Below are 1,164 nucleotides of genomic sequence, written 5' to 3'. Positions count from 1 at the left end.
CACCGCGACCAGCCCGCAGAGGAGGCCCGCGGCGGCCGCCCTGGAGACCGGTGTACGGAGGCACATCAGGGCAAGCGCGAGGCCCCACAGCGGGAAGACGAGGCGGTCGGCTGCAGAGTGCAGGCCGATTAACCCGAACAGACTGAACGGGATGGCGAGAACGGGCAGCGCGCCGACACAGAACAGGCAGGACGCGAGCGCGCCTTGAAACACCGTGGTCCGGAGAGCGGGGCTGCGGGACCGGACGCCCGTGGTGCGGTGGCCGGCGACGCCTGGCCGGGTCAGGGCGGGACGCATGACGGACCGTGCACGGTGTCCGTGCGTTCGGTGCCGGACACCGCTCCCGGCACCGGCCCGGTGCCGGGAGACGGGGAAGGGGACTGCATGTGCTCTCACCGCGATTCTCGGTGACGGCCGCCGGGCGCGGCCACCGGCGCCGTTGGTACGCGATGAGCGGGGCGAACGGGCACGCGACACCCGGAATGGCAAACCGGGGCGTCCAGGGGCGTCCAGACGAAGGGACCTGTCCCGCCACGTGCTTCGGGTCGCGACTCCGCCGCTTCCGAATGACGGCGGTACCGGGGGCTTGACCCGTGCTTACCCCACTGATCGGGGGAGCGCCTTAACAGCCACCATACGCACATCCGGCCCGGACGGAACAGCCCCTCCGTCCGCCCGTCGAGCCTCAACGGGTATGGGCGGTACGGCGATTGCGCGCCAGATCGATACGGTCGCTCAGCGTGAGGCCCTCGCCCGGCCGGTGCGCCGCGGTCGTGGGCGGCATCCGAGCGGATCTCTGCCGCCGTGCGGGTGAACGTGCCCCGTCCCGGGCCCCTGTGCGACCCCTACCCGCACCGGGGTCGGGCACGGTGAACGGATGGTCGACAACCAAACCGCCGGCACCTCCGGGCCTGACGGCGAATCGGTGGAACTGCGCCTCGCCCTGGTGATGAACGGCGGCGTCAGCCTCGCGGTCTGGATGGGCGGAGTGGTCCACGAGCTCAACCTGCTCCGGCTGGCCTCCCAGCACCTCGCCGGCACCGACCCCGGCCTGGACCCGACCGATCCGGACCTCCCGGTCTTCGACACGTGGCGGGACCTGCTGCGCCGGGCCAACCGGCGCGTCACCATCGACATCATCTCCGGCACCTCGGCGGGCGGGCT

2 protein-coding genes are annotated in these 1,164 nt (G+C 72.3%); one reads left to right on the top strand and one right to left on the bottom strand.

Annotated elements, in window-relative coordinates; all coding sequences use genetic code 11:
- Positions 1-297 (bottom strand): hypothetical protein (locus tag ABZ885_RS41665; protein ID WP_360200488.1); only part of this gene is annotated, 297 nt, incomplete at its 3' end.
- 580 nt (positions 298-877) lie between these two features.
- Between ABZ885_RS41665 and ABZ885_RS41660 the strand changes: the two genes are divergently transcribed.
- The coding region (locus tag ABZ885_RS41660) for a hypothetical protein (protein ID WP_360200486.1) at positions 878-1,164 on the top strand (287 nt) is incomplete at its 3' end.

The sequence above is a fragment of the Kitasatospora sp. NPDC047058 genome, from assembly GCF_040643935.1.
GTDB lineage: Bacteria > Actinomycetota > Actinomycetes > Streptomycetales > Streptomycetaceae > Kitasatospora.
This window is presented reverse-complemented; position numbering and strand designations above follow the sequence as displayed.